25 protein-coding genes and 3 tRNA genes are annotated in these 25175 nt (G+C 69.2%); 12 read left to right on the top strand and 16 right to left on the bottom strand.

Features of this window, described 5'->3' with window-relative positions:
* Positions 1-7: 7 nt before the first annotated feature.
* Entirely contained in the window at positions 8-739 is a 732-nt protein-coding gene (locus tag AA0Y20_RS09265; RefSeq protein ID WP_412938928.1) for a zinc ribbon domain-containing protein, read from the bottom strand.
* Position 740: 1 nt separating this feature from the next.
* Positions 741-814: transfer RNA gene (locus AA0Y20_RS09260), tRNA-Val, on the bottom strand.
* A gap of 137 nt (positions 815-951) precedes the next feature.
* Here AA0Y20_RS09260 and aceE point away from each other — a divergent pair.
* The 6 genes from aceE to AA0Y20_RS09230 all read left to right on the top strand — a co-directional run bounded on the left by aceE (position 952) and on the right by AA0Y20_RS09230 (position 8546).
* Positions 952-3681 (top strand): pyruvate dehydrogenase (acetyl-transferring), homodimeric type, encoded by a 2730-nt coding sequence (gene aceE / locus AA0Y20_RS09255; RefSeq protein WP_412938926.1) that lies wholly within the window; start codon positions 952-954, stop codon positions 3679-3681.
* A gap of 7 nt (positions 3682-3688) precedes the next feature.
* Positions 3689-4891 (top strand): PucR family transcriptional regulator, encoded by a 1203-nt coding sequence (locus AA0Y20_RS09250; protein WP_412938924.1) that lies wholly within the window; start codon positions 3689-3691, stop codon positions 4889-4891.
* Positions 4892-5016: 125 nt separating this feature from the next.
* Positions 5017-5934 carry an ACP S-malonyltransferase gene (locus AA0Y20_RS09245; RefSeq protein WP_412938923.1) on the top strand — a complete coding sequence of 306 codons (918 nt, stop codon included), beginning with the start codon at positions 5017-5019 and terminating at the stop codon, positions 5932-5934.
* Positions 5931-6932, top strand: a complete 1002-nt coding sequence (locus AA0Y20_RS09240; protein WP_412938921.1) for a beta-ketoacyl-ACP synthase III — start codon at positions 5931-5933, stop codon at positions 6930-6932. Before AA0Y20_RS09245 ends, AA0Y20_RS09240 begins: the two co-directional genes overlap by 4 nt.
* Before the next feature lie 75 nt (positions 6933-7007).
* Complete coding sequence (locus AA0Y20_RS09235; RefSeq protein ID WP_091499275.1) at positions 7008-7256, top strand: acyl carrier protein; 249 nt, start codon at positions 7008-7010, stop codon at positions 7254-7256.
* Positions 7257-7307: 51 nt separating this feature from the next.
* Positions 7308-8546: a beta-ketoacyl-[acyl-carrier-protein] synthase family protein gene (locus AA0Y20_RS09230; protein ID WP_412938919.1), complete on the top strand. Its 1239-nt coding sequence runs from the start codon at positions 7308-7310 to the stop codon at positions 8544-8546.
* 157 nt (positions 8547-8703) lie between these two features.
* Here the strand turns inward: AA0Y20_RS09230 and AA0Y20_RS09225 are convergent, their stop codons facing one another.
* Complete coding sequence (locus AA0Y20_RS09225; protein WP_412938917.1) at positions 8704-9207, bottom strand: DUF3145 domain-containing protein; 504 nt, start codon at positions 9205-9207, stop codon at positions 8704-8706.
* Between the two features lie 205 nt (positions 9208-9412).
* Here AA0Y20_RS09225 and AA0Y20_RS09220 point away from each other — a divergent pair, with 205 nt between their 5' ends.
* Entirely contained in the window at positions 9413-9604 is a 192-nt protein-coding gene (locus AA0Y20_RS09220; RefSeq protein ID WP_412938916.1) for a hypothetical protein, read from the top strand.
* A 51-nt stretch (positions 9605-9655) separates the two neighbouring features.
* Here the strand turns inward: AA0Y20_RS09220 and AA0Y20_RS09215 are convergent.
* Positions 9656-9729, bottom strand: a tRNA-Ile gene (locus tag AA0Y20_RS09215).
* Between the two features lie 49 nt (positions 9730-9778).
* Positions 9779-10768, bottom strand: coding sequence for a DMT family transporter (locus tag AA0Y20_RS09210; protein ID WP_412938914.1), 990 nt, complete (start codon positions 10766-10768; stop codon positions 9779-9781).
* 43 nt (positions 10769-10811) lie between these two features.
* Between AA0Y20_RS09210 and def the strand changes: the two genes are divergently transcribed.
* Positions 10812-11378 carry a peptide deformylase gene (def, locus tag AA0Y20_RS09205; RefSeq protein WP_412938912.1) on the top strand — a complete coding sequence of 189 codons (567 nt, stop codon included), beginning with the start codon at positions 10812-10814 and terminating at the stop codon, positions 11376-11378.
* A gap of 4 nt (positions 11379-11382) precedes the next feature.
* A complete protein-coding gene (glsA, locus tag AA0Y20_RS09200; protein WP_412938910.1) occupies positions 11383-12309 on the top strand; it encodes a glutaminase A in 927 nt (308 codons plus the stop codon).
* A 159-nt stretch (positions 12310-12468) separates the two neighbouring features.
* On the opposite strand, the gene AA0Y20_RS09195 is transcribed toward glsA, so the two are convergent.
* The 5 genes from AA0Y20_RS09195 to dusB all read right to left on the bottom strand — a co-directional run bounded on the left by AA0Y20_RS09195 (position 12469) and on the right by dusB (position 17877).
* Positions 12469-12541, bottom strand: a tRNA-Asn gene (locus AA0Y20_RS09195).
* Positions 12542-12634: 93 nt separating this feature from the next.
* Positions 12635-13402 (bottom strand): ATP-binding cassette domain-containing protein, encoded by a 768-nt coding sequence (locus AA0Y20_RS09190; protein ID WP_412938908.1) that lies wholly within the window; start codon positions 13400-13402, stop codon positions 12635-12637.
* A 53-nt stretch (positions 13403-13455) separates the two neighbouring features.
* A complete protein-coding gene (gene dnaG, locus AA0Y20_RS09185) occupies positions 13456-15351 on the bottom strand; it encodes a DNA primase (protein ID WP_412938906.1) in 1896 nt (631 codons plus the stop codon).
* A complete protein-coding gene (locus AA0Y20_RS09180) occupies positions 15351-16724 on the bottom strand; it encodes a deoxyguanosinetriphosphate triphosphohydrolase (protein WP_412938904.1) in 1374 nt (457 codons plus the stop codon). The genes dnaG and AA0Y20_RS09180 overlap by 1 nt, the downstream gene beginning before the upstream one ends.
* Complete coding sequence (gene dusB, locus AA0Y20_RS09175) at positions 16714-17877, bottom strand: tRNA dihydrouridine synthase DusB (RefSeq protein WP_412938903.1); 1164 nt, start codon at positions 17875-17877, stop codon at positions 16714-16716. Before dusB ends, AA0Y20_RS09180 begins: the two co-directional genes overlap by 11 nt.
* Positions 17878-17934: 57 nt before the next feature.
* Between dusB and AA0Y20_RS09170 the strand changes: the two genes are divergently transcribed.
* Positions 17935-18435, top strand: a complete 501-nt coding sequence (locus AA0Y20_RS09170; protein ID WP_412938901.1) for a glutathione peroxidase — start codon at positions 17935-17937, stop codon at positions 18433-18435.
* Positions 18436-18453: 18 nt separating this feature from the next.
* Here AA0Y20_RS09170 and AA0Y20_RS09165 read toward each other — a convergent pair whose 3' ends face one another.
* From AA0Y20_RS09165 to recO, 3 genes are read right to left on the bottom strand one after another with little or no spacing between them, the layout of a single operon-like run.
* Positions 18454-19131, bottom strand: a complete 678-nt coding sequence (locus AA0Y20_RS09165; RefSeq protein ID WP_412938900.1) for a DsbA family protein — start codon at positions 19129-19131, stop codon at positions 18454-18456.
* A 47-nt stretch (positions 19132-19178) separates the two neighbouring features.
* Positions 19179-19982 (bottom strand): isoprenyl transferase, encoded by an 804-nt coding sequence (locus AA0Y20_RS09160; RefSeq protein ID WP_412938898.1) that lies wholly within the window; start codon positions 19980-19982, stop codon positions 19179-19181.
* Positions 19983-20024: 42 nt separating this feature from the next.
* A complete protein-coding gene (gene recO, locus AA0Y20_RS09155) occupies positions 20025-20753 on the bottom strand; it encodes a DNA repair protein RecO (RefSeq protein ID WP_412938897.1) in 729 nt (242 codons plus the stop codon).
* A 36-nt stretch (positions 20754-20789) separates the two neighbouring features.
* Here recO and AA0Y20_RS09150 point away from each other — a divergent pair, with 36 nt between their 5' ends.
* Positions 20790-21476: a trimeric intracellular cation channel family protein gene (locus AA0Y20_RS09150; protein ID WP_412938895.1), complete on the top strand. Its 687-nt coding sequence runs from the start codon at positions 20790-20792 to the stop codon at positions 21474-21476.
* Between the two features lie 73 nt (positions 21477-21549).
* Here AA0Y20_RS09150 and AA0Y20_RS09145 read toward each other — a convergent pair whose 3' ends face one another.
* The 3 genes from AA0Y20_RS09145 to glgA form a co-directional block, all read right to left on the bottom strand.
* Entirely contained in the window at positions 21550-21801 is a 252-nt protein-coding gene (locus AA0Y20_RS09145) for a type B 50S ribosomal protein L31 (RefSeq protein WP_018186539.1), read from the bottom strand.
* 84 nt (positions 21802-21885) lie between these two features.
* Positions 21886-22671 (bottom strand): ABC transporter ATP-binding protein, encoded by a 786-nt coding sequence (locus AA0Y20_RS09140; protein ID WP_412938893.1) that lies wholly within the window; start codon positions 22669-22671, stop codon positions 21886-21888.
* 9 nt (positions 22672-22680) lie between these two features.
* Entirely contained in the window at positions 22681-23874 is a 1194-nt protein-coding gene (glgA, locus tag AA0Y20_RS09135; protein ID WP_412938891.1) for a glycogen synthase, read from the bottom strand.
* Positions 23875-23921: 47 nt separating this feature from the next.
* Between glgA and glgC the strand changes: the two genes are divergently transcribed.
* On the top strand, positions 23922-25166 hold the full coding sequence (glgC, locus tag AA0Y20_RS09130; RefSeq protein WP_091499345.1) for a glucose-1-phosphate adenylyltransferase: 1245 nt from the start codon (positions 23922-23924) through the stop codon (positions 25164-25166).
* The last annotated feature ends 9 nt before the right edge of the window (positions 25167-25175 follow it).

Below are 25175 nucleotides of genomic sequence, written 5' to 3'. Positions count from 1 at the left end.
CGACGGATCACAGACCGGATTCGTCGGTACGGACGAGGATGCAGCCGCACTCGGGGCACGTGACGACGTCGTCCGCGGCAGCCTGACCAATCGCCTTCAGGTCGGTCCCGGAGAGCTCCATGTGGCATCCGCCGCAGGTCCGGCGCTGCAGGAGACCGGCGCCGGGGGTGCGCTCGGCGAGGGACTCGTAGCGAGCGAGCAGATCCGCAGGCACTCGCGCTGCGATCGCGCCGCGGTCACGGGTGGCGGCGTCGAGGCGTGCCTGTGCGTCCGCGACGGCGGCCTTGCCCTCGGCGCTCAACCGCCCTCCCTCGTCGTTGACCTCGGCGATCAGCGCCTGCTGAGCCGAGACGGCGGCGTCGGCAGCCTCGAGGCGCTCCATGGCCTCGAGCTGCGCGTCCTCGAGCTCGCTCTTGCGGCGCGCCAGCGAGGCGATCTCGTGCTCCAGGCCCTGGGCGTCCTTCGGGTTGGAGGTCACAGCCAGCCGCTCTACGTCGCGCGCGGCCCGGGCGTCGACGACCGCGACGTCCGACGCGATGCGCTTGAGCTCCGCCTCGATGTCGTCGCGCTTGCCCAGGAGCCCGGTCAGCTCGACCGAGAGCTCCTGACGGCGCGCGAGCAGTTCGTTCACGCGCGCGGCCTGAGCCGGATTGCGCTTCGCGGCCTCCGCTCCGCGTGCCTGGGCGTCGAGGCGGGCGATGTCCAGCAGCAGCAGCTGATCTGCGGGGGTGGCTTTCATGTGGGCCCAGAGAGACTCGAACTCCCGACTCCCTCGGTGTAAACGAGGTGCTCTAACCAACTGAGCTATAGGCCCCTGCTCTCAGTGTACGAGAGCGCCGACCCCTCCGAGCGTGAGTAGGCTGTCCTGCGGTGCTTGTGCGCGCCCGACAATGCCCGCGCCCTGCCCGTGGTGATTACCTGGCACGATCTGCCATACGAGAAAGGTCGCCCGTGACTGTCAACGATCAAGACCCCTACTCCCAGGACGCCCTGGACAGCGACCCGGAAGAGACCGGTGAATGGCAGGAGTCGCTGCGCCAGCTGGTCGATGCGAAGGGCTCGGGTCGCGGTCGCGAGATCATGCTGAGCCTGCTGCAGGCGTCGCACGAGCTGCAGCTCAACGTCCCGCAGGTGCCGGTGACGGACTACATCAACACCATCGCGCCCGAGAACGAGCCGGAGTTCCCCGGTGATGAAGAGCTCGAACGTCGCTACCGTCGCTGGATCCGCTGGAACGCCGCGGTCACCGTGCACCGCGCGCAGCGCCCCGGCATCGGCGTGGGCGGCCACATCTCGACCTACGCGTCGTCGGCCTCGCTCTACGAAGTCGGCTTCAACCACTTCTTCCGCGGCCCGGATCACCCGTCCGGCGGCGACCAGATCTTCATCCAGGGCCACGCGTCGCCCGGCATCTACGCACGCTCGTACCTCGAGGGTCGCCTGAGCGAGAGCCAGCTCGACGGCTTCCGCCAGGAGGCGTCGAAGGCGCCCGACGGCATCCCGTCGTACCCGCACCCGCGCCTCATGCCGGACTACTGGCAGTTCCCCACGGTCTCGATGGGTCTCGGCCCGATCAACGCCATCTATCAGGCGATGAACAACAAGTACCTGACGAACCGGGGCATCAAGGACCTTTCCGACTCGCACGTCTGGGCGTTCCTCGGCGACGGCGAGATGGACGAGGTCGAGAGCCGCGGTCAGCTGCAGGTGGCGGCCAACGAGGGCCTCGACAACCTCACCTTCGTGATCAACTGCAACCTGCAGCGACTCGACGGCCCGGTGCGCGGAAACGGCAAGATCGTCCAGGAGCTCGAGGCGTACTTCCGCGGCGCGGGCTGGAACGTCATCAAGGTCGTCTGGGGACGCGGCTGGGACGAGCTGCTGTCGCAGGATGACGAGGGCGCCCTCGTCCGCCTGATGAACACCACCCCCGACGGTGACTTCCAGACGTACCGCGCCGAGGACGGCGGGTTCATCCGCGAGCACTTCTTCGGTCGCGACGAGCGCACGGCGGCTCTCGTGAAGGACTGGTCGGACGACGACATCTGGGGCAAGCTCCGCCGCGGCGGCCTGGACTACCAGAAGGTCTACGCCGCCTACAAGCAGGCGATGGAACACAAGGGCCAGCCGACCGTCATCCTCGCGAAGACGATCAAGGGCTACGGTCTCGGTCACCACTTCGAGGGCCGCAACGCGACCCACCAGATGAAGAAGATGACGCTCGAGAACCTCAAGCACTTCCGTGACTCGATGCGCATCCCGATCACCGACGCGCAGCTCGAAGAGAACCCGTACCTGCCGCCCTACTACCACCCGGGTGCCGAGGACGAGACGATCCGGTACATGCTCGAGCGCCGCCGCGAGCTGGGCGGGTTCCTGCCGCAGCGCCGCACGAACCACGCGCCGCTGACGCTGCCCGGCGACGAGTCCTACGCACTGCCGAAGAAGGGCTCCGGCACGCAGGAGATCGCCACCACGATGGCGTTCGTCCGACTGCTCAAGGACCTGCTGCGCGCCAAGGACTTCGGCCACCGCATCGTGCCGATCATCCCCGACGAGGCACGCACGTTCGGTATGGACGCGTACTTCCCGACCGCGAAGATCTACAACCCGCACGGGCAGAACTACACGTCGGTCGACCGAGAGCTGCTCCTGGCCTACAAGGAGAGCCCGCAGGGCCAGATCCTGCACGTCGGCATCAACGAGGCCGGCGCCCTCGCCGCGTTCACCGCGGTGGGCACCTCGTACGCGACGCACGGCGAGCCGCTCATCCCGGTCTACGTCTTCTACTCGATGTTCGGATTCCAGCGCACCGGCGACGCCCAGTGGGCAGCCGGCGACCAGATGGCCCGCGGGTTCATCATGGGCGCCACGGCCGGCCGCACGACTCTGACGGGCGAGGGCCTGCAGCACGCCGACGGCCACTCGCACCTGCTCGCGTCGACCAACCCCGCCACCGTGTCGTACGATCCGGCCTACGGATACGAGATCGCCCACATCGTGCGTTCGGGCCTCGAGCGCATGTACGGCGGGAACCACCCCGACCCGAACGTCATGTACTACATCACGCTCTACAACGAGCCGCTGGTGCAGCCGAAGGAGCCCGAGGATGTCGACGTCGACGGCATCGTCCGCGGCATCCACCGCGTCAGCGTCGGCGAGGGCGATGGGCCTCGCGCCCAGCTGCTCGCGTCGGGCGTCGGTGTCCCGTGGGCCTACGAGGCGCAGAAGCTCCTCAAGGAGGACTGGGGCGTGATCGCCGACGTCTGGTCGGTCACGAGCTGGACCGAGCTGCGCCGTGACGGTCTCGCCGCCGAAGAGCACAACTTCCTGCACCCGACCGACGAGCCGCGCACCGCGTTCGTCACGCAGAAGCTGAACGACTCTGAGGGTCCGGTCGTCGCGGTCAGCGACTTCATGCACGCCGTGCAGGACCAGATCCGCCCGTGGGTGCCTCGCCGATTCGCCACGCTGGGCGCGGAGGGCTTCGGCTTCTCCGACACTCGCCCGGCTGCTCGCCGCTTCTTCAAGATCGACGGCCCGTCGATCGTGGTGCGGACGCTCCAGGCCCTGGCCGAGGACGGCGTGGTCGATCGCGGCCTGTCGGCACAGGCGATCGAGCGCTACCGTCTGCACGACGTGACGGCGGGTACGAGCGGAAACGCAGGCGGCGAGAGCTGACCCTTCGGTGACCGACGACAGCTCGAAGGCGGAGACACTCGCGTGGCTCCGCCGGATCTCGGGTGATCTGGCCACGGCCACGATCAATCGGCTCGAGGAGACGCTGCCCTGGTACGCCGAGATGCCGCCTGCGCGCCGGTCCTCCGTAGGACTGGTCGCGCAGGCGGGCATCACCTCGTTCATCCAGTGGTACGAGGACCCGACGTCGACGCCCCGCATCGCGGCGGACATCTTCGCCGCGGCTCCGCGCGAGCTGCTGCGCAGCGTCAGCCTGACGCAGACCCTGCAGCTCGTGCGGGTGACCGTCGAGGTCACGGAAGAACGCGTGGCACACCGCGGCGACGATGTGCGCGAGGCGATCCTGAAGTACTCGCGCGACGTGGCTTTCGCCGCCGCAGACGTCTACGCACGAGCGGCCGAGGCCCGCGGGCTGTGGGACGCCCGTCTCGAAGCGCTCGTCGTCGACTCGATCCTGACCGGCGAGACCGACGATGAGCTGCCGAGTCGGATCGCCGCGCTCGGCTGGCACGGGCACGGCGCGGTCGCCGTCCTCGTCGGCACGGCTCCCCCGCAGTTCGATGTCGACCAGCTCCGCCGCGCCGCGCGCAAGATGGGCGTCGACGTGCTCGTCGGCGTCCAGGGACTGCGCCTGGTGCTCGTGATCGGGCGCGCCGACCTCCCGGGTCGCATCGAGCCCGTGCCCGAGCTGACCTTCCTCGAGATCGCCGCTCGTCTCGAGCCCGGTTTCGGAGCGGGCCACCTCGTGCTCGGCCCCACCGTCCCGGCACTCGTGGACGCGAGCCAGAGCGCCCGTGCCGCCCTCGCCGGCTTCGCGGTGGCGAGCGCGTGGCGTCACGCGCCGCGACCGGTCGAGGCGGACGATCTGCTGCCCGAGCGCGCGCTGGCCGGCGACCCCGTCGCCAAGGCGACTCTCGTCGAGCGGATCTACCGTCCGCTGCTGGCCCATTCGGCCGACCTCGTCGCGACCTTGTGGAGCTACCTCGACAACGGCCGTTCCCTCGAAGCGACGGCGCGCGAGCTCTTCGTCCACCCCAACACCGTCCGGTACCGGCTGAAGCGGGTGTCGGATGTCATCGGATGGGATGCCACCGGCCCCCGTGAGGCCCTCATCCTGCAGACAGCGCTCATCCTGGGCTCGATCGGCAACGACCTCACCAGGCGGCGGGCGCCTCAGTCGCGCCGGGGCTGACGGCCCCGGCCGGAGCGCCGAACCCGTCCCACGACCCCTCGACTGTACGGTCGACACAAAGGTTCGCCGCATTGTTGTGACATCGTCGCCAGCGGTCGGACTGCTGAACTTGGAAGGATGTAACAGTGATCATCGCCGTGTTCCCCGGGCAGGGGTCGCAATCCCCCGGCTTCCTCGCCCCGTGGCTCGAGCTGGACGGTGCGCGCGAGCGCCTCGAGCGCTACTCCGAGCTCGCCGAGGTCGACCTCGTGGCCGCCGGCACGGAGTGGGATGCCGATCGCATCCGCGACACCGCCGTGGCCCAACCGCTCATCGTCGCGGCGAGCCTGCTGTCGTTCGACGCGCTCACGCGCGGGACCGAGCGTCCCGCAGGCGTGGCCGGGCACTCCGTCGGCGAGATCGCGGCACTCTCCGCGGCCTGCGTCATCGGAGACGACGACGCGATGCGCCTGGTCGGACTGCGCGGTCGCGCGATGGCGGATGCCGCGACGCGCGAGCAGACCGGCATGAGCGCCGTGCTCGGCGGCGACCAGGATGCCGTGGTCGCTCGCCTCCACGAGCTCGACCTCACCCCCGCCAACTACAACGGGGGCGGACAGATCGTCGCAGCCGGCGCCCTCGACGCTCTCGCAAGCCTCGCCGCGGAGCCGGTCGCGTCGACCCGGGTCATCCCGCTGCAGGTCGCCGGTGCGTTCCACACGCGATACATGGCACCTGCCGTCGAGACGCTCGCCGACGCGGCATCCGCCACCTCGGTGAACGAGCCCGCTCTCACGCTGTGGTCCAACCGCGACGGTGCCGTCGTGACCGAGGGCCGCGACGCGCTCGACCGACTGGTCGCCCAGGTCGCCTCCCCCGTGCGTTGGGACCTCTGCATGTCGTCGTTCGCCGAACACGGCGTGACCGGCATCATCGAGTTCGCGCCCGCGGGCACCCTCGTGGGGCTCGCGAAGCGTGCCCTGCGCGGCGTCCCGTCGGTCGCCGTGAAGACCCCCGACGACCTCGTCGCCGCATCCGCTCTCATCTCCGGAGGTGCCGCATGACCGCCGCCATTCGCCAGGCCACCGGCCCCGCCCACACCCGGATCTACGCCTACGGCGCAGCTCGCGGAGAGAACGCGGTGCCGAACGACGACCTCGTCGGCCCCATCGACTCGAGCGACGAGTGGATCCGCCAGCGCACCGGCATCGTGACCCGCGTCCGCGCCGATAAGGACACCACCGTCATCGATCTCGCCGCGGATGCCGTGGCCGAGGCGATCCAGCGCAGCGGCGTGCCCGCCGACCAGGTCGACGCCGTGATCGTCTCGACGATCTCGAACCCCAAGCAGACGCCCTCCGTCTCGGCGATCGTCGCCGACCGCGTCGGTGCGAACCCGGCGGCGGCCTACGACGTCAACGCGGCGTGCGCCGGCTTCTCGTACGGAGTGACCCAGGCAGATGCCCTCGTTCGCGCGGGCGCCGCACGCTACGTCGCCGTCGTGGGCGCAGAGAAGCTCAGCGACATCGTCGACCCGACCGACCGCACGATCTCCTTCCTCCTCGGCGATGGCGCGGGGGCCGCGATCATCGGTCCGAGCGACACCCCGGGCATCGGACCGACGGTGTGGGGCTCGGACGGGTCGAAGGCCGACGCCGTGGGTATGAACCACACGCTCGTCGACTTCCGCGACGGCACCGCGCCCTGGCCGACGCTCCGCCAGGAGGGACCCACGGTGTTCCGCTGGGCCGTCTGGGAGATGGTGAAGGTCGCACGCCGCGCCATCGAGGAGGCCGGTATCCAGGCCGGAGATCTCGCCGCGTTCATCCCGCATCAGGCGAACATGCGCATCATCGACGAGTTCGCGAAGCAGCTCGGCCTGCCCGAGACCGTCGCGATCGGTCGCGACATCGAGACCACCGGCAACACGTCGGCGGCATCCATCCCCCTCGCCACTCACCGCCTGCTCGAGGAGAACCCCGAGCTGAGCGGCGGCCTGGCCCTGCAGATCGGCTTCGGCGCGGGGCTCGTCTTCGGCGCGCAGGTCGTCGTCCTTCCCTGATCGGGCGCGCCCTCGCACCTAGACTGAACAGCGGCCCGCGTCCGGGTCGGTCCAGAGATAACAAGGAGAAACCCCATGGCATTCAGCAACGACGAGGTCCTCGCAGGACTCGCCGAGCTCATCACCGACGAGACCGGCATCTCGGCCGACGAGGTCGCCCTGGAGAAGTCGTTCACCGACGACCTCGACATCGACTCGATCTCGATGATGACGATCGTCGTCAACGCCGAGGAGAAGTTCAGCGTCACCATCCCCGACGAAGAGGTCAAGAACCTCAAGACCGTCGGCGACGCCGTCACCTACATCACGTCCAACCAGGCGTAACCCCCACCGGCGGGGGCGCACGCCCCCGCCGGGGTTCCACCGAGGAGATCCATGAGCACCCCGCGTATCGTCGTCACCGGAATCGGAGCGTCGTCGCCCCTGGGCGGTACCGCGCCCGAGAGCTGGGACGGCCTGCTGGCCGGCCATTCCGGCACGCGCACACTCGAGCACGAGTGGGTCGAGAAGTACCAGATTCCGGTCCACTTCGCCGCCGAGGCGATCGTGCGACCCGACTCCGTGCTGGAGCGGCCCGTCGCGAAGCGCCTCGACCCCGCGTCCCAGTTCGCGATGGTCGCGGCGATGGAGGCGTGGGCCGACGCCGGCAGCCCCGAAGTCGACCCCGAGCGCCTCGGCGTCGACTTCGCGACCGGCATCGGCGGGGTCTGGACGCTGCTCGACGCCTGGGACACACTCCGCGAGAAGGGACCGCGCCGGGTTCTGCCGATGACGGTTCCGATGCTGATGCCGAACGCTGCGGCAGGCAACCTGTCGCTCCATTTCCGTGCGCGCGCCTTCGCTCGGACGGTGGCGAGCGCGTGCGCATCCAGCACGGAATCGATCGTCAACGCGATCGAGCATCTGCAGGACGGCCTGGCCGACATCGTCATCGCGGGCGGCACCGAATCGGCGATCCACCCCATCACGATGGCGTCGTTCTCGTCGATGCAGGCGCTCTCGCGTCGCAATGACGACCCGGCGACAGCCTCGCGCCCGACGAGCATCGACCGCGACGGCTTCGTCATGGGAGAGGGCGCCGGCGTGCTGATCCTCGAGACCGAGGAGCACGCCAAGGCCCGCGGCGCGAAGATCTACGCCTACGCGGTAGGTGGCGGCGTCACCGCCGACTCGTACCACATCACGGCCAACGACCCCGAAGGCGCAGGCGCCTCGCGCGCTGTGCGCGCGGCCCTCGAGCAGGCGGACGCCTCGCCCGATGACGTCGCGCACATCAACGCGCACGCGACCTCGACCCCCGTCGGCGACCCCAACGAGTACCAGGCCCTGCGCGACGTCTTCGGCGACCGCATCGACGAGATCCCCGTCTCGGCGACGAAGGCGTCCACCGGTCACCTGCTCGGCGGAACCGGCGCGCTCGAGGCGATCTTCACGATCCTGGCCCTGCGCGAGCGCATCGCGCCGCCGACGATCAACATCACCGAGCAGGACCCCGCCGTGCCGTTCCGCGTGTCGGGCGAGACCCAGAGCCTCGGCGACGGAGACCTGCTCGCGATCAGCAACTCGTTCGGCTTCGGCGGTCACAACGCGGTCGTCGCGTTCCGATCGGCCTGATCGGCCCGCTTCACGAAACAGACCCCCGCGGACGGCGTTCCGCGGGGGTCTGTTCTTCTTTCGGGTCAGCCGCCCCGTACGTGCTCCCGTCCCCCGGGATCGTTCCACCGGGGCTCGGTACGGACGCACGGGCCGGCTGGGTCTGTGCGGCGGGTGATCACCCCACCTTGTGCAGCCACACCACCGCGGCATCATCGCCGGCGTGGCGGAACGGCTCCAGTTCCTCGTCCCACGCGGCGCCCAGCGCGACGTCGAGCTCGCGCTGAAGCTCGCGGACATCTCCCGCCGCGATCTCCATGGCGTATCGGATCCGATCCTCGCCGATCACGACGTTGCCGGAGGCGTCGGTCTGGGCGTAGTGGATGCCGAGGCTGGGCGTGTGCATCCAGCGCCCGCCGTCACTTCGCGGCGTAGGGTCCTCCGAGACCTCGAACCGCAGGTGCTCCCAGCCGCGGATGGCGGTCGCGAGAGCTGCTCCGGTTCCGGCGGGGCCTTCCCAGTAGAACTCCGCACGGCGGCTGCCGTCGAGCACCGGCTGGTCCTCCCAGTCGAAGCTCACCGCGCGCCCGAGGGCACGCCCTGCCGCCCACTCGAGGTGCGGGCACAACGCGCGTGGCGCGGAGTGGATGAAGATCACTCCACGCGCATGTGGTGTCGCCATGACTTCTCCGTTTCGTCAGGTACGTCTTCCCCTACGACCTGATTCCGGATGCCGGCGGTGTGTTCGGTTATGGCGTCGATTATCGCGTACGAACCTGAAGAATCACAACCGTGTCACGATCTCGCTCGACATCCGATGTCAAGCGGCTTCCTCGCGTCGCATCCGGACAGCAGGCTGATGCCACACCCCGAGGAAAGGATGCCGCATGACCGACAGCACTCCCCACCACCGCGACGCCGACGACGCGCACGCCGACGACGCCGCGCCGACGGATGCCGCCAGCGACGAGGTCAAGGCCGACGCCGCGCGCGCCGGGTCCGACCTCGGCGACACCGATCTCGAGGCCGGCGACGAGAACACCGACTTCCCGCAGGACCCCGCGATCACGCACCCCTGACACCACGCGCGTGCGCATGCGAATGGCCGCCCGCGGGCGGCCATTCGTGCGTAGGGCGGGTGGGACTTGAACCCACGATCGTCGGGTTATGAGCCCGCTGCCTTGACCAGCTTGGCCACCGCCCCCTGTCGTATCGAGCCTAGCGCGCGAGCCGCGCGGAGCCGATGCGACTGTTCAGTCGTCGAGCCGCTTGCCTTTGCTGCCCCGCGGGATCGGGAGCTGTTGGCTGTCGAGCACGACCTGCGGATGATTGCGCGCCAGGGAGGTCACGCCGTACACCGCGATCGCGCCGGCGATGACGAATCCGACGAAAGCGGGCAACGGCGCGGTCGCGGCTTCACGGAGGATCGCGATTCCGATGATGACGGCGACGATCGGGTCGATGACGGTGAGCCCGGCGATCACCAGGTCGGGTGGGCCGACGGAGTATGCGGTCTGGACGAAGTACGCGCCGACCGCCGTGGCCGTGATCAGTCCGACGAGACAGAGCAGCGTCAGCCATTCGAAGTCGCCGTTCTGAATGCGCGAGATGACCACCTTGGCGAGGGTCGCGACGAAACCGTAGATGATGCCGGAGGCCGCGATGTAGAACAGCGGCTTCGCGCCCTTGCGCACCAGCATCCATACGGCGCCGGAAATCAGCAGCACGCCCGCCAGCAGAGCGAGGATCGTGATGAGCTGCGCTTGGTCGATCGGCTCCTCGGTGGCGACGAGCGCTGCGACCGTCACGAAAGCGAGGATGCCTCCGACGCACAGGATGATCGAGCGCACCGACCGTCGGGTCGGTTTGACGCCCGTGATCCGCGCGTTGAGCAGCGTCGTGATGACGAGGGAGATCGCGCCGAGGGGCTGAACCAGAATCAGCGGTGCGAAGGTGAGGGCCGCGAGCTGGCAGACGATCGCAAGGCCCAGCATGATGGTGCCGGCCACCCAGGACGGCCGCTTGAGCAGACTGAGGAGCTGCGAGCCGTTCAGGCCTGCGCTGCCGGAGGAGTTGGTGAGCCTCTCGACCTTCTGCACTCCCCGGTGCTGGTAGAGAGCACCGAAGGACATGAACACGGCGCCGAGCAGCGCGAGCGGGATTCCGATGAGGATTCTGGGTTCGCGGAAGACTCCGATCAGCTGATCGGTGACGTCATCGAGGGACGCGACAAACGGAATCACCTATCGACCATAACGGCGAAGCGGGCTCGATTAGGCTCGCAACGTGCCCGTTCTTCCGATTCGCATCATGGGCGACCCCGTGCTGCACGCCCCCGCCGAGCCCGTCACCGAGATCACGGACGAGATTCGTCAGCTCGTCGCCGACATGTACGAGACCATGGACGCCGCGCCCGGGGTCGGCCTGGCTGCTCCGCAGGTCGGCGTCGGCCTGCGGATCTACGTCTACACGTACCAGGACGACGACGGCCAGCCCTGGCGCGGCGAGATCATCAATCCCGAGCTCTGGATGCGGCCCCTCGAGCCTGGTTCACCCGACCCCGATGACGAGTCGGAGGGGTGCCTCTCCTTCCCGGGCGAGCGATTCCCGCTGCGACGATCCGAAGAGGTGCTCGTGACGGGCACCGACCTCGCCGGCTCCCCCGTCGAGATCCGGGTCGACGGCTGGCGCGCGCGCATCATGCAGCACGAGTTCGATCACCTCGACGGCATCCTCTACATCGACCGCCTCGACGACTCCGACTGGAAGACGACGCAGAAGCTCGCGAAGAAGCGCGGATGGGGTCGTCCCGGCAATGCCTGGATGCCGGGCGTCGACGACCTGGACGCCTGACGCTGTGAGCGCCGCCGCCGACCCCCGAGAGCTGGATCTCGACGCGCTGCGTCAGCGGCTCCTCCCCGAGAGCGGCGGCGAACGCTCCACGAGCATCCCCGAGCTCGCCGACGCCGACCCCGACCTGTGTGCGATCGCCCTCGCGCTGCCCGACGGGTCGGTTCGCTCGTCCGCAGACGGTGCGGTGCCGTTCAGCATCCAGTCGGCGGTCAAGCCGTTCCTGTTCGCCCTCGCTCTCGCCGACACCGATGGCGCCGCCCTCGACCGGGTCGGGATCGAGCCGACGGGCGAGGCGTTCGACGCCATCAAGCTCGAGAGCGGCACAGGAAGACCCCCGAACCCGATGGTGAACGCCGGCGCCATCCTCACCTGCGCTCTCGTCGACGGCGACGATCCTGACGAACGCGCGAGCCGTATCGTCGCGGGCCTGTCGAGCTTCGCAGGCCGCCGGCTGGAGGTGGACGACGACGTCGCCCATAGCGAGCATCTGCTGGGCGATCGCAATCACGCGCTCGCTCACCTCATGCGCGACGAGGGAACGCTCGCCGTCCGCGCGGACGACGCCGTCTCGGTCTACGCCCGTGCCTGCGCCGTTCTCGTCAACGCGCAGACCCTGGCCGTCATGGGCGCGACGCTCGCGCTCGGCGGCGTGAATCCCGTGACCGGCGAACGGGCGGTCTCCGCGCGGATCGCGAGAGACGTCGTCGCCGTCATGGCCACGTGCGGCGTCTACGACGGATCGGGTCGCTGGATGCGAGCCGTCGGCGTGCCCGCCAAGTCCAGTGTCTCCGGCGCAATCGTGTTGTCGGCTCCGGGCAGGCTCGGCGCTGCCGTCGTGAGCCCGCCTCTCGACGAGCACGGGACGAGCGTGCGCGGCCGCATCGGCGCGGAGACGCTGAGCGACGACCTCGGGCTGCACGTCTTCGGCTGATCGTTCGCGCGAGCGCACGTCTCCGGTGGGCACTTCGCGCCGCTTCGAGGCCGAGGAATGGGCATCGAGTGCCAGGCGAACCCCAGACACATGAGTAAAGGCCCGGGGTGGAAGCCCGGGCCTTTGGTGAGAGCCGCGGTAGATGACGCGGGTCTCTCGCTCCCCGGCTTGGACTCGAACCAAGAACCTATCGGTTAACAGCCGATTGCTCTGCCAATTGAGCTACCGAGGATCAGCTGCCCGCTCTCGCTGGGCAACCCCTCTATATTAGCAAAGCTCCGGGGGTGCTCACGACATGAACCGCGCCCCGGGCGGGTCGCGGCGCTCAGGACGCTCGCGACCGCCCGTCGGGAGTCCACACGACGTCCGATGCCGTCTGCCCGTACCCCACCGGACGTCCCCCGTGCAGGACGAGAGCGGCGGCATCGAGTTCGTCGGCCGTCTCGACGTCGTTCGTCGCGATGACGATCGCCATTCCCGTGTCATCGCGGCGCGAGAGCAGAGCTTCACGAGCCGCGATGCGGACCTCGATATCGAGGTTCGCGTACGGGTCGTCGCCGATGAAGACCTTCGGATCGAGCACGAGGGCTCGCGCGAGCGCGACACGCTGGCGCATGCCGGCACTGAGCTCGTACGGATACTGCGACGCCGCCCCCAGCGGAAGATGGAGCTCGTCGAGCAGAGATGCGACCCGAAGCGAGAGCGCGCGCTGGCTCACGCGGCGGTCGCGCGAGGTGATGGGCTCGGCGATGACCTCCGCCACCGTGAGGCGGGCGGGCAGCGAGGCGCCTGCCGCCTGCGGCATGTGGCCGGCGTAGTAGGTCAGCATCCGCCGGGAACGGCCGCCCTTGCGCACGGAGAGGCCGGCCACTTCGCCGAAACCGCCGACGACGCCCACATCGGACGGCGCCGTTCCGGCCAGGATCGAGAGCAACGTCGATTTACCCGAACCGGTCGCGCCCATGACCGCGAGGGCCTCGCCCGCCCGCACCGTGAGACTGACCCCCTCGACGACGCGATCGGAATCGCCCGTCCGCGCAATCGAGAGATCGTCGCAGTGCACCGCGATTTCCGCGTCGGGTCGTCGGGACATGCGCTTCATCCTGCCGTCTTCGCCGTTCGACCGCTACTCGTCACCGGCACCGGCTACTCCGATTCCATGAGCTGGCGCAGCCGCAGGTCGAGATCGCGGATCGCGACCCCGATCGAACGGAACTCGGGCGACCCCGGCTCGAGCCGCTGCTGAGCGCTCCGCAGCTCCGCCTTCTCACGCTCGAGCGCCCGCTGGCGCAGCTTGCGCAGGGATTCCATCGCCGTCGTCTGCGCGATGCGCTCGGTCCCCGCAGGGAAGTCGGCCGTCAGCAACTCGATCGCCAGCGTCCGGTACGGCTCCCTCGTCGCGTCGACCGCGGCCGACGTCCACCCCGGGCGGGTGAGATCGGGCTGCATCGACACGGCTTGCCGCACGGCCTCGAGCGCCGGATGCGGCATGGGCAGGCCCAGCGCGATGTCGACGGCGTGCTTGTCGAGCAGGTGACCGTACTGCAGCACCCCCATCAGAGCGCGCTTCTCGAGCTCGAGTGCCGGCGGCAGGGAGGCGAGAGTGACGCGGACCGACGCGGATGAGGTCTCACTCGCGGCATCGGACACGGCCCCTGTGTCGGCTCGGCCCGCCGCCGGCGCCTCACGCCGACCGCGTTCCGGTGCGCTCGCGGGTGCGGCAGCACGACGGGCGGCACGCTCGACCTCGGGCTGCACTTCCGACAGGTCGAGCCCGAGCTTCCCCGCGAGAACGCGCGTGTATCCCGGCCGCAGCGCGGTGTCGCGGATGTCGGCGACGATGGGCGCGGCGGCGCGCAGGGCGCCGATGCGACCTTCCACCGTGGACAGGTCGAAGGTCGACAGGCGCTGGTCCATGACGAACTCGAACATCGGCGCCTTGGCCTCGATGAGCGACCGCACCGCCGCGTCCCCGCGATTGAGGCGGAGGTCGCAGGGATCGAGCCCCTCGGGCGCGACCGCGACATAGGTCTGCGCAGCGAAGCGCTTCTCGTCGCCGAAAGCGCGTAGCGCGGCCTTCTGACCGGCGGCATCCGGGTCGAAGGTGAAGACGACCTCGCCCGAGCTGCCCTCACTGTCGCCCATGACACGACGGAGCACGGTGATGTGATCGGTGCCGAAGGCCGTGCCGCACGAGGCGATGGCCCCGGTCACTCCGGCGAGATGGCAGGCCATCACGTCGGTGTAGCCCTCGACGACGACGACGCGATGCTCGCGAGAGATCGACTTCTTCGCCAGGTCGAGGCCGTAGAGCACCTGCGCCTTCTTGTAGATCGGAGTCTCGGGCGTATTGAGGTACTTCGGGCCCTGGTCGTCGTCGTACAGGCGGCGAGCGCCGAATCCGATCGTCTGACCGGCGACGTCGCGGATCGGCCAGACCACGCGCCCGCGGAACCGGTCGTAGACGCCGCGCTGCCCCTTCGACACGAGTCCCCCGGTCAGCAGCTCCTCGTCGGTGAACCCCTGCGACCGAAGCGCGTCGCGAAGTGCCGACCACCCCTGCGGGGCATATCCGACCCCGAAGTGCGCGGCCGCTCCGGCGTCGAAGCCACGCTCGCCGAGGAACTGCCGTGCCGCCTGCGCGTCTGGGGCCGACAGCTGCGATCGGTAGAACTCGGCCGCCGCGGTGTGGGCGGCGTACAGGCGGGAACGACCGCTCGTCTCGGGGGCTGCGGCGCCGTCCTCGTAGTGCAACGAGTACCCAATGCGCGCGGCGAGGCGCTCGACGGCCTCGGTGAACGAGAGGTGGTCCATCGCCCGCAGGAACGAGTAGACGTCGCCCGACTCGCCGCACCCGAAGCAGTGGTAGTACCCGACCTGCGGCCGGACGTGGAAACTGGGGCTGCGCTCGTCGTGGAACGGGCAGAGCCCCTTCAGCGAGCCGACGCCGGCGGACTTCAGGGCGACACGTTCGCCGACGATATCGCCGATGTTCGTGCGCGCCTTGACCTCTTCGATGTCGGTCTGCCGGATCCGTGCCATCAGAGCCCTTCGATGGGCTCGGGCAGGGCGAAGTGGCTCGGCGCGGTGGCACGAGGGTCGGATGACCACAGGCCCAGCTCACGCAGGTCGACCGGGCCCACGAGTCGGCCGTGCCACTCGATCGCGAAGCGGTCGGTGAGGGTCGCGACCTGATCGACGATGACCCGGCGGCGGGCGGCATCCGTCACCGCCGCGGCGAAGTCCTCGGCGTGCAGCGCATCCAGATGCTCGGGGCGTTCCCACAGCGCGTCGGCGAGGCGGCGCAGGACGCGGCGCTGCTCCTTGTAGAGCCCCTTGCGCCCCTCGATCGAGACGACGAAGGCCCCGATCACTCCCTTGAGCACCGCCATCTCGACCTCGATGACGCGCGGGACGATGACCCGACCGCGGAAGCGCGTCAGGACGGGGATGTCGTAGTGCTCGCGGGTCGCCGCGGTAGCGGCGCGCGCGAACCGGCCGATCAGGTCGGAGGTGAGGTTCTTGAGACGTGCCATCGCCGCGCGCGAGCCGTCGTACGACTCGAGCCACTCGGGGAGCAGCGTCAGGCGATACAGCGCGTCGCCGAGCTCGTCCTTCGTGAAGCCGTAGCCGACCCAGCTCTGGATCGCCGTGAGCAGCGCCTCTCGCTCGCGCGGATCGCTGAGCCGCACCGGATCGAGGTAGCCGTTGAGGACCGCATCCTCGAAGTCGTGGACCGAGTAGGCGATGTCGTCGGAGAGGTCCATGACCTCGGCCTCGATGCAGCGCAGGCGCCCCGGGGCGCCCTCCCGCATCCACTGGAACACCGCCTCGTCCTCGGGGTACACACCGAACTTCTGGCGCCCCCCGGGGTCGGGAATCGCGTGCTCGACGGTCCACGGGTACTTGCAGGTCGCGTCAAGGCTCGCCCGCGTGAGATTGAGGCCGGCGCTCTGACCGAACGCGTCGACGACCTTCGGCTCGAGACGCGAGAGGATGCGCAGCGACTGCGCGTTACCCTCGAAGCCGCCGATGTCCTCGGCCCAATCGTTGAGGGCCCGCTCGCCGTTGTGGCCGAACGGCGGATGTCCGAGGTCGTGGCACAGGCAGGCGGTATCGACCACATCCGGCGAGAGCTCGAGCGCGATGGCGAGCTCGCGCCCGACCTGGGCGACCTCGAGCGAGTGCGTGAGGCGGTTCCGGGCGAAATCGGCCGGGCTCGCCGGGCTCAGCACCTGCGTCTTGGCGGCGAGCCGACGAAGAGCACCCGAATGCAGCACACGGGCGCGATCACGGGCGAAGCTGTCTCGGCGCGAGCGGTGCTCCTCGCGGTGGAAACGGGCGGCGTCGTGATCGTCGTAGCCGGAGGGGCGTCCCGTTGAGACGCCGACCCCGCTCGTGACCTCAGCCCCCACTGTTCTCGACCTCTGCTGCCGCGATGGCCGACGACTCCGCCGCGTCGACGTCGCGAGACTCCAGCCAGCGATCCGGCAGCGCCGGACGCTTCGGGGTGCCCGCACGGCCGCGCTGTCCCTCCGCCGCCGAACCGGGGTACGGCGCCGACCCGTCGAGGGTGGCGAGGATGTCGTCGATCTCGTCGAGGCTCGACGCGGTCGCCAGCCGCGCCCGCGTGTCACCGCCGACCGGGTACCCCTTGAAGTACCACGCGACGTGCTTGCGGATGTCGCGGCATCCCCGGCCCTCGTCCTCGAAGAACTCCACGAGCAGCTCGGCGTGACGGCGGAAGGCGGTCGCGACGAACCCGAGCGTCGCGTCGACCTCGGGACCGGCCGAGCCGGGCTCGCCCAGTGCCCGTGCCAGGTCTCCGAAGAGCCACGGCCGTCCAAGGCAACCTCGACCGACGACGACGCCGTCGCAGCCGGTCTCCGCCATCATGCGCACGGCATCATCGGCGGACCAGATGTCGCCGTTGCCGAGGACGGGAACGCTCGTGACGGCTTCTTTCAGGGCGGCGATGGCGGACCAGTCGGCCTGCCCCGAGTAGAACTCCGCCGCGGTTCGCGCGTGGAGCGCGACAGCGGAGACCCCGGCGTCCTCGGCGATTCGACCCGCATCGAGGTAGGTCAGATGGTCGGAGTCGATGCCCTTGCGCATCTTGACCGTCAGCGGCACGTCACCGGCCGCGCGCGCGGCGCGCGTCACGATGTCGCGGAACAGATTGAGCTTCCAGGGCAGAGCCGCTCCCCCGCCCTTGCGCGTCACCTTGGGCACGGGGCATCCGAAGTTCAGGTCGATGTGGTCGGCACGGTCCTCCTCGACGAGGAGCCGCACGGCGGCCTCGGTCGTCGCGGGATCGACGCCGTAGAGCTGGATGGAGCGCGGCTTCTCGGACTCGTGATGAGTGATCAGCCGCATGGTCGTGGCGTTGCGCTCGACGAGTGCGCGGGTCGTGATCATCTCGCTGACGTACAGACCAGCGCCGTACTCGCGACAGAGCCGACGGAACGCGGTGTTCGTGATCCCGGCCATCGGGGCCAGGACGACGGGCGCGTCCAGGGCGATCGGGCCGATCCGCAGACGCGGGGAAGCGGACAGGACGGTACTCACCAGATCATTCTCCCAGAAGGACGGACTCCGGAAGGCGGCCGGGCGTAGCCTGGGGACGTGACCGAAGCGACCACCGATATCCGTTCGATTCCGTTCTCCTCCGCCGACGGCACCCCCACGACGCTCGACGACCTCGGCGACGGCGTGCTGCTCGTCGTCAACGTCGCGTCCAAGTGCGGTCTCACGCCCCAGTACGAGCAGCTCGAGCAGTTGCAGCGGACGTACGGCGAGCGCGGCCTGCAGGTCATCGGGTTCCCCTGCAACCAGTTCATGGGTCAGGAGCCGGGATCGATGGACGAGATCCTCGACTACTGCGCGATGACCTGGGGCGTCAGCTTCCCCATCATGGACAAGATCCGGGTCAACGGCTCGCACGCCGCTCCCCTCTACAAGGCCTTGAAGAAGATCCGCAACGAGGAGGGTGCCCGCGGCCCGGTGATGTGGAACTTCGAGAAGTTCATCATCACGCCCGACGGCGAGGTGCACCGGTTCCGTCCGCAGACGAAGCCGGATGCCCCCGAGATCGTCTCGGTGATCGAGGCCAACCTCCCGCGCTGATCCGGCTCGCGAGACCCCTCAGCCGGCGGCTTCGACGCCGGCGCGCTCCGCCCACACCTGGCGAGCGATCTGAGCGAAGGCCTCGGCGGGCTGAGCCCCGGACACGCCGTACTTGCCGTCGATGACGAAGAACGGGACGCCGTTGATGCCGTATGCGCGCGCCTGGTCCTGGTCGGCGCGGACGGCCGGGAGATGCTCACTCGATTCGAGCGCCTCGCGGATCGCGTCGCGGTCGAGGCCGACCTCGGCGGCGAGCTCGACGAGGTCGTCGATGCGTCCGACATGGCGGCCTTCGGTGAAGTAGGCCGCCATGAGGCGCTCGGCCATCTCGTGCTGACGTCCCTCCGCCTTCGCGGCGTGCAGCAGCTCGTGCGCCTTGACCGTGTTGGTGTGCTTGAGGATATCGAAGTGGTAGTCGAGGCCGGCATCCTTGGCCACGCCGGTGACGTTGTCGAGCATCTGCTGGACCTGCTCGCGCGGCATCCCCTTGTGGGTCGAGAGGAAGTCGAGTTCGTCGCCCTCGAAGTCGACGGGCGTGTCGGGCGACAGCTCGAACGAGTGGAACGTCACCTCGACGCGCGGGGCGTCGTCGTCATCTGCCGTGGCCGCCAGGCCCGACTCGAGGTTGCGCTTGCCGATGTAGCACCACGGGCAGGCGATGTCGCTCCACACGTCGATCTTGATTGCGTCCGTCACATCCGGGTGCAACGCCGAGGTGCGCGCGGGCTATTCCCGTTCGGATGTCACGCGGTGGGAGCGTCGACCGCGCCGCCGAACCGACGGTCGCGCGAGAGGTACAGCTGGATCGCACTCCACAGGTCGGATCGGGAGAAGTCCGGCCAGAGCGTGTCGAGGAACACCATCTCGGCGTACGCCGCCTCCCAGAGCAGGAAGTTGGAGGTCCGCTGCTCGCCACTCGAGCGGATGAACAGGTCGACGTCGGGCATGTCGGGCACGTAGAGATGCCGGCGGAGCGCCTTCTCCGTGATGGCGGAGGGCTTCATCCGGCCCGCGGCGATCTGCTCGCCCATCGCCTGCATGGCGTCGATGATCTCGTGCCGGCCGCCGTAGTTGACGCACATCGTGAGCGTCAGGACGTCGTTGTCGCGCGTGAGCTGCTCGGCGTACTGGAGCTCGGAGATGACCGAGCCCCAGAGACGGGGCTTGCGGCCCGCCCACCGGACACGCACACCCCATTCGTTGAGCTGATCACGCCGACGGTGCAGGACGTCACGGTTGTAGCCCATCAGGAACCGCACCTCGTCGGGCGATCGCGACCAGTTCTCGGTCGAGAACGCGTAGACGCTGAGGTGCTTGACGCCGGCCTGGATGGCGCCCGCGACGACGTCGAGCAGCACCTCCTCGCCCGCCCGGTGACCTTCGATGCGGGTGAGGCCGCGGCGATTCGCCCACCGCCCGTTGCCGTCCATGACGATCGCGACGTGGTGGGGGACGCCGCCGCGCGGGAACGTCGGCGGGTACACCCCGGTCCAGTCGAGGGGACGATACGGAACCGCGTCGCGGTGCGTGTACGGCTTGGGACTCATCGGTTCGAGCCTAAGCGTTCGAGGCGCCCGCCATCACTGCGATCAGCGCGCCACGCCGATGTGGCCGAGCGACCGGATGCCGCGCTCGAGATGCCACTGGGCGTAGGCCGCGATCAGCCCGGACGCGGCGTTCGCCGCGCGCGCGCTACCGGCGTCGACCGTGTCCCATTCGCCCGCGATGAGGGCGCGCAACCGCTCCCCCGTCTCGGGCGCGATGCGGGCCGACCCCGCCGGAGCACAGGAGTCGCAGACCGATCCGCCGAGCGGCGCGACGAACCCGTCGTGCGGCCCGACACGACCGCAGCGGGCACAGGCGTCGAGCGACGGCGCCCATCCCGAGAGCGCCATGGCCCGCAGCAGATACGAGTCGAGCACGGCGCGGCTGTCGTGATCTCCGCGGGCGAGCGCGCGAAGGCCGCCCACGAGCAGCAGGTACTGCTGCGGCGTTGTCTCGGCCTCGTTGAGGCGATCGGCCGCCTCGACCATCGCCGACGCCGAGGTGTACCGGTCGTAGTCGGTCGCGATGTCAGCGCCGTACGATCCGAGCGACTCGGCCTGCTGCACGATGTCGAGCGACCGCCCCTTGTACATCTGGACGTCTGCGACCATGAACGGCTCGAGCCGGGCTCCGAAGCGCGACGACGTCCGACGCACGCCCTTCGCGACGCCTCGGAGCTTGCCATGGCGGCGGCTGAGCATCGTGACGATGCGATCCGCCTCACCCAGCTTGTGGGTGCGGAGGATCACGACCTCGTCGCGGTAGGTGGGCACTCGTCAATTATCGCGCCGAGCGGCGACAATGGTCCCGTGACGCAGTCTCAGTTCGTGATCCCGCTCTGGGCGGACCTCACCGCCGTCGGACTCGGCGGGGTCCAGGGAGCTCTGTTCGCTTCCGGGTTCGTCGGCAAGCAGCGGCTCGACCCGCTCGGTGTCGTGATCATCGGCATCCTCATCGGAATGGGCGGCGGCCTCATCCGCGATCTGCTCCTGGGCGTTCAGCCGGTCACTCTGCAGAGCAACTGGTACCTCATCACCGCGACCTCGGCCGCCCTGGTCGGGATGCTGCTTTCGAACGTCTTCCGACGGCTCAACGCCGTCATCATCGGTCTCGACGCCGTCGTCATCGGCCTGTTCGGCGCATTCGGGACGAGCAAGGCACTGGTCCTCGGCCTGCCCGTCGTGCCGGCCGTGTTCATCGGCTCGTGCGCGGCGGTCGGCGGCAGCATGCTCCGCGACGTCATCCTCGGACTCCCCGTCGCCATCATGCACGTCGGCTCGCTCTACGCCATCGCCGCAGCCGCGGGCTGCGCGGTGCTCGCCGGCGCCTCGGCGCTCGGCGCTCCCATCGTGGCCGCAGCCATCGTCGGCATCGCCGTGACCACGGTCATCCGCCTGCTCGCCGTCGTCTTCGACATCTCGCTGCCGGAGCAACGCGCTCTGCATCGCCGCAAGGTCGCAGCCGAGACGGCGTCGATCCCGATCGTCAAGCCGTGACCTCGTGAGGCGGCGGTGCCCGGTCGGGAACGACGAAGGCCCCGCCGAGGCGGGGCCTTCGTCGAAGAACGGCTTACTTGGAGCCGAAGTTCTTGAAGCGCTGGTTGAACTTCTCGACACGGCCGGCCGAGTCCATGATGCGCTGCTTGCCCGTGTAGAACGGGTGCGAAGCGGACGAGATCTCGACGTCGATGACGGGGTAGGTCTCGCCGTCCAGCTCGATCGTCTTGTCGCTCGAGACCGTCGAACGGGTCAGGAAGGTCTCGCCGGAGCCCAGGTCGCGGAACACGACGGCGCGGTACTCGGGGTGAATGTCAGTCTTCATGGGATTCCTTACGTGGTGCCCTGGATTTTGCCAGGGCGAGGGAAGTCTGCGATGCGTCTGCACCAAAGAGCGATCTTACCAGGTTCAGGATGCCGCCCGAGCCGCGTATCGCCCGTTCTCAGCGGTGAGCGTGATCGGCAGCCCGAAGGTCTCGGTGAGGTTCTCGGCGGTGAGCGTCTCGGCGAGCGGGCCGGCGGCGACCACACCGCCCTCGCGGAGCAGGGCGACGTGGGTGAACCCGACGGGGATCTCCTCGACGTGGTGCGTGACCATGATCATCGCCGGTGTCGTCGGCGCCTGCGCATAGCCGCCCAGGAGAGCGAGAAGCTCTTCGCGCGCGCCGAGGTCGAGGCTCGCCGTGGGCTCGTCGAGGAGCAGGAGCTCCGGGTCGGTCATGACGGCGCGGGCGATCTGCACGCGCTTCTGCTCGCCGTCGGAGAGCGTGCCGAACGTGCGCTCGGCCAGGCCGTCGAGCTTCCACTCGGCGAGAACCCGCATCGCACGTCGCTCGTCGATGTCCTCGTAGTCCTCGCGCCAGCGGCCGGTCACCGCGTAGGCCGCAGTGAGGACCACGTCGAGCACGGTCTCGTCGGCGGGGATGCGACGCGCCATGGCCGACGACGCGAAACCGATGCGCGGGCGGAGCTCGAACACGTCGGTGCGGCCGAGCCGCTCCCCCAGGATCTCGACGACGCCCGACGTGGGGTGGATGAGACTCGCGGCGAGCTGCAGCAGAGTCGTCTTGCCCGCGCCGTTGGGGCCGAGCACCACCCAGCGCTGATCATCGGACACCGACCAGTCGATCCGGTCGATGATGTTCCGGGCGTTTCGGCGGACGACGACGTCGGAGAACTCCAGGACCTGCGGCATGTGTTCAGCCTAGCGGCCGAGCCCTGCCACTCTCGCGTACAACGCGGCGGTCTCGTCTGCGATCGCGGCCCAGCTGAACGAGCTCGCCGCGCGCTCCCGGCCCGCGGCTCCATAGCGTCGCGCCGTCTCGGGGTCTGAGACGACCTCGGTCAACGCTGCCGCCAGATCGGCGACGAACCTGTCGGGATCGAGTGGGGTCCCGGTGCCGTCGTCGGACTGTTCGATCGGCACGAGGCGTCCGGTCACGCCGTCGACGACGACCTCCGGAATGCCGCCCGTCGCGGTGCCGACGACCGCAGCGCCGCACGCCATCGCCTCGAGGTTGACGATGCCGAGCGGCTCGTAGACCGAGGGGCAGACGAACGTCGTCGCAGAGGTGAGGATCGCGCACAGCTCATCGCGCTGAAGGAACTCCTCGATCCACACGACGCCCGAACGCTCGGCCTGCAGCTCGCGCACGAGCCCCTGCACCTCGGCCATGATCTCCGCCGTGTCGGGGGCGCCGGCGCAGAGGACGACCTGGACCTCGGCAGGAAGCAGCCGCGCTGCGCGCAGGAAGTACGGCAGGCCCTTCTGCCGGGTGATGCGCCCGACGAAGACGACCGAGGGCCGATGGGGATCGATGCCGTGACGCTCGAGCACGGCGGGATCGTCGACGGGGCGCCACGACTCGACGTCGATACCGTTGTAGATCACCGAGACCTTGTCGGGATCGAGATCGGGGTAGCTGCGCAGGATGTCGCGGCGCATTCCGTCGCTGACCGCGATGATGGCCGCCGCGTTCTCGTACGCGGTCTTCTCGATGTAGCTCGACACGGCATAGCCGCCGCCGAGCTGTTCCGCCTTCCAGGGCCGCAACGGCTCGAGCGAGTGCGCGGTGACGACGTGCGGGATGCCGTGGAGCAGGGAAGCCAGGTGGCCCGCGAAGTTCGCGTACCAGGTGTGGCTGTGCACGACGTCTGCGCCGGCGATGTCTCCGACCATCTCGAGATCGGTGCCGAGCGTCTGGAGCGCGGCGTTGGCGTCGGCCAGCCCGACGGGCGTCGCGTAGGAGGCCGTGTCCGGCTCGTCGCGATCGGCTCCGAAGGCCCGCACCTGCACCTCGATCGACTCGCGCAGGGCGCGGACGAGCTCGGTGACATGCACCCCCGCTCCCCCATAGATCGCGGGAGGATACTCCTTCGAAACGATGTCTACACGCATGCGTCGAACGCTAGTACAGGAGCGTTCAGCGGGCCTAGTGTGGTGCCATGCCAGCAGCGCCCAAGGTCTTCGGAATCGTTCTCGCGGGCGGGGAGGGTAAGCGCCTGATGCCGTTGACGGCGGATCGCGCCAAGCCCGCGGTCCCGTTCGGCGGCCAGTACCGCCTGATCGACTTCGCGATCTCGAACCTCATCAACTCGGGCCTGCGCCAGGTCGTCGTCCTGACCCAGTACAAGTCGCACAGCCTCGACCGTCACGTGTCGCAGACCTGGCGGATGTCGGCGCTGCTTGACTCGTATGTCGCCTCGGTTCCCGCGCAGCAGCGCCTGGGCAAGCGATGGTTCTCCGGTTCCGCGGACGCGATCCTCCAGTCGCTGAACCTCATCAACGACGAGAAGCCCGACATCGTCGTCGTAATCGGCGCCGATCACGTCTACCGCATGGACTTCCGGCAGATGCTCGACGCGCACATCGCGTCCGGCGCGCGGGCAACTGTCGCCGGCATCCGTCAGCCCATCGGCCTGGCGAACCAGTTCGGCGTCATCGACGTCGACCCCGCCGACGAGACCCGCATCCGGGCCTTCCTCGAGAAGCCGCAGGACCCGACGGGGCTGCCCGACTCGCCGCACGAAGTGCTCGCATCGATGGGCAACTACATCTTCGACACCGACGCGCTGATCGAGGCGGTCGAGGCCGACGGCGAGCTGCCCACCTCGAATCACGACATGGGCGGCGACATCGTGCCGTACTTCGTCGACCGCGGCGAGGCCGCCGTGTACGACTTCAAGCGCAACGACGTGCCCGGGTCCACGCCGCGCGACCGCAACTACTGGCGGGACGTCGGCACGATCGAGTCGTTCTTCGATGCGCACATGGACCTCATCTCGACGCTGCCGATCTTCAACCTGTACAACACCGACTGGCAGATCCACTCGCAGGCCGTGAACTCGCCGCCCGCGAAGTTCGTGCGCGACAGCGTGGGGCGCATGGGCAACGCGATCGACTCGATCGTCTCGCTCGGATCGGTGCTCTCGGGAACCCACCTCGAGCGCAGCGTCGTGGGCCCGTGGACCCTCTCCGGGGGCGGGGCCACCATCACCGACTCGGTGCTCTTCGACTACGTCAGCGTCGGCGCGGGCGCGCGCGTCCATCGAGCGATCCTCGACAAGAACGTGGTGCTCGAGGACGGCGCCACGGTGGGGGTGGACCGGGAGCGCGACCTCGCCCGCGGATTCACGGTGACCGACACCGGCATCACCGTCGTCGGCAAGAACGCGCGCGTCGAACGCTGACACGCGTTC

Source organism: Microbacterium pratiae, from assembly GCF_047302165.1.
Lineage (GTDB): Bacteria > Actinomycetota > Actinomycetes > Actinomycetales > Microbacteriaceae > Microbacterium.
The sequence above is the reverse complement of the archived record's forward strand: the minus strand, read 5'-3'. Positions and strand labels throughout refer to the sequence as shown.